Source organism: Vibrio sp. OPT18 (assembly GCF_015163615.1).
Taxonomy (GTDB): domain Bacteria; phylum Pseudomonadota; class Gammaproteobacteria; order Enterobacterales; family Vibrionaceae; genus Vibrio; species Vibrio coralliirubri.
Genome location: NZ_JADDYK010000003.1, coordinates 1 through 3095, shown reverse-complemented (window position 1 = coordinate 3095; position 3095 = coordinate 1). Strand labels below are relative to the sequence as shown.

Below are 3095 nucleotides of genomic sequence, written 5' to 3'. Positions count from 1 at the left end.
ATTTTGAAACTTGTTTCAAGGTGTTTTAGCTCACTAAAACACCCCTACGGAGTGTGTGAGGTCTTCGACGATTGGGGATACCCCAAACCCATTCCCTACGGTCATCCATTCCCTACGGTCATTCTCAGCACCTACGGAGCTTCACAAAATCAAAATCAAGAGCCTATGGCAGCCTATGGCTGCTTTTCTGAAAGAGCAATAGCAAAAGCCCTGGCCCTACCAGAATAGCACCGATAGGTGCAACACTGGCCGATTAGGCCAAAGCTCTTTTTTAATAATCTCATTTCTCAAATTTCACAATTTGAAAAACTCATTTCTTAAAAAATCGTGAGAACAATCACCAGTAGCTTAAAGCGTTGGTTATTTTCGAGAGTCAAGCGAAGCATTGACAGCCAACTGAGATCAAAAACTGAAGCTCGATTTTTGAATAAGAACAGCTCCACCGTTCTTTTTCAAAAATGAGCACCCGAAGCGTAGCGGAGGAGCTTTTTAAGAGCCTCGTTTCACTCGTTAGTTAGCTATTAATCAAGATAATAGAGGAGAAATTGATGAAAATCCTTATAAATCAGTTACTTATAGGTTTTCTATGTATAATAAAGAAATTATACATTAACGTATAGCAAAATCTTAAAAATAGTGGAAAAAGCCTTATTAATCAACAACTTAATATGTATAGTATAAGTATAGCTTGCTTTTTAAGTTGTTGATTAATAAGGCTTTTTATTTGTACGTCTATGTATAATAGAAAGATTTCACTCATTTTTTTATACATTCCGTATTGACAAGTTTTTTATAGATGGTAAATAAACTTATATGGAATGTATAACAGATTATACGCCTATGTATAACCAAGGAGAAAAAATGAGCAAGGCAGAAAAACGAAAGCAAAAATGGACAACGGTTGAAGATGAAAATGGTAATCACGTTAAATGTCCAGTCGATGACGATGGAGAGATTTTTCTTAGAAATCCAGAGTTTATCCAGTTTGTAAGAGGCGGATATTCAGCAGTAAAAGAGCTTTTAAGAGAAAAGCCTCTGGCGGGCAATATCTTTATGTGGATGGTCGAATATATGGATAAAAACAACCGTTTGATCGTGAGTTATGACGCTTTAATCGAAGAGTTTGGCAAGTCAAGAATGACGATATACAACGCAATTACGCACCTTAAAGAAAAAAAATTCTTGGATATTATGAAGTCAGGAAATAGCAATATTTACTGTTTAAACTCAAATATTGTTTGGCAGAACTCAGCAGAAAACAGAAAGTTTGCAAGTTTCTCATGTGCTGTTTATGTCACTAAATCAGAGCAAGCAAAAAAAGACCACATACCAAGAATAGTAAAATAAAGAGGAAAATAAATAATGAGTATAGTTATAAATCAATATATTGCTGCAATAGCTGATAAAGAAAATGATAATATTGAGCATGTTAGAAAGTGGTCATTAGAAGTAATTATGACCATAGAGATAAAAAAAGAATGGAAAGAAATATCAAATTTTTTAAAAGGATGTGCTTACCCACCACTTGATTTAGAAATCTTAAATGATATTGATTATTATGTTTTTGAAAATCCAATTTTAGATTATCATAATTTAAAATATAAGTTCGATATAGCAGAAAAAGAATGTAAAAAATATGAAGAAATTCACGGCATACAAACAATTTTGGACAAATACAAATCCCTTAATTAAAAGCTACAAATCAAAGATTTGTTACTCAAAAAAAAGAAGAATAAAAAAACATTCTTCTTTTTTTTCGAGCTTCATTAAGGTCCTTTTCTCTTTCTACGAGCATAGTTAGCTTGGGATTTTGTTATTTTCGCCTTTTCTTCCGCTTTTTTATTTATTTCATTCGCCTCCTTCCTTAATTCCTCAATATCAGAATCTTCAGAAAGAAGATTAATTTTTTCTTTTGGCTCTTCAATTTCTTTTTTTGGTTTTTCAAGTTTTAAATCATTTTTTTGATTTATTCCAAGATCCTCGTCAGTAATTTCAAACTTATTTAGAATAAAATTCTTTAAATCATCTAATTTTTTAAAGACATTTATATTTGCTTTTTTAATTTGCTCAGAACTTCTTTTAAAGAAATTGTAGACCCCAGGAGCTTCAATAAGGCTTTTTACAGAATCTACAATCTTATCTCTAACTTCATTAAAACGAATAGAATCCTCAGCGATCCCATCCATTTCATCATAAATATCAAGCAATTCAACGCCTTTCTCCCTAACTTTCAAAATCAAATCTCTTTCACTTTCTTCAAGTTTTTCAATTTGCTTTTTCAAATTCTTTACATAATCATCTTTGTTTTTATGGTCTTTTTCAGCAGTTTGTTTAGGTTCTCCCCTATCAAACCCATACTCTTTAAAATGCTTGTGTAGCAAGTCCTGACAGTCTCTCCAGTCTTGTTTTCTCATATTTCTTAAACAACTTTTACCAGTTTCTTTGTTAAAATTTAAGAAAATAGCTTGAGCGTGAAAGTTTTGCTTTAAATATCCATCCTCGCCAGTTTCATCATTTTTAGTTTTAACTAATAACTTTTTAAAATCTTCATCTTCAATTTTATCAAAATCTTTTTGATTATAAAAAGTTCCCTCATCTACGTGAAATTGAAAACCGACAGGTTCAAAGCCATATTCATTTTTAAAGTCTTGCATATAGTTTTTTATTGATTGTTTAATTCGTCCTTGTCCATTTTCATCTTTTAAAATTTCGTGCATTAATTCGTGATCGAACACTAAAACAGAATCTATAAACGTATTTGAATTTTTTTGTATCGCACTTGGATTTTGATTTTTTGCTTCAGAAAGTTTTAATTCGTAATTTTGTTTTAAGTTTAAAGTTTCATTATCAAAAGTAAATCCAAAATTATTTTTTGTTAATTCAGAAAAAGCATTTTCATTTTTTTTCATTGCACGAATAACGTGATCAATTTCAGATCTATTTGAATGTTTATAATATTTCGTATTATTTGCTACATAATGTTTTTTACTCATAATTAATAATCTCCAGTTATTAATTATTTAACATATTTTTAAGGTCTTGCAAGGCTTGAATATTTTGAAACTTGTTTCAAGGTGTTTTAGCTCACTAAAACA

The 3095-nt window shown here is 30.6% G+C and carries 4 protein-coding genes; 3 read left to right on the top strand and 1 reads right to left on the bottom strand.

The window, feature by feature from the left end:
• The 3 genes from IQQ51_RS26520 to IQQ51_RS00025 form a co-directional block, all read left to right on the top strand.
• Positions 1–228, top strand: a 228-nt coding sequence (locus IQQ51_RS26520; protein WP_228012621.1) for a hypothetical protein, incomplete at its 5' end; no start/stop codon positions are given.
• A gap of 633 nt (positions 229–861) precedes the next feature.
• Complete coding sequence (locus tag IQQ51_RS00030) at positions 862–1347, top strand: replication/maintenance protein RepL (RefSeq protein ID WP_193840003.1); 486 nt, start codon at positions 862–864, stop codon at positions 1345–1347.
• 15 nt (positions 1348–1362) lie between these two features.
• Complete coding sequence (locus IQQ51_RS00025; RefSeq protein WP_193840002.1) at positions 1363–1692, top strand: hypothetical protein; 330 nt, start codon at positions 1363–1365, stop codon at positions 1690–1692.
• A 74-nt stretch (positions 1693–1766) separates the two neighbouring features.
• Here the strand turns inward: IQQ51_RS00025 and IQQ51_RS00020 are convergent, their stop codons facing one another.
• A complete protein-coding gene (locus tag IQQ51_RS00020) occupies positions 1767–2993 on the bottom strand; it encodes a hypothetical protein (protein ID WP_193840001.1) in 1227 nt (408 codons plus the stop codon).
• Positions 2994–3095: the final 102 nt, after the last annotated feature.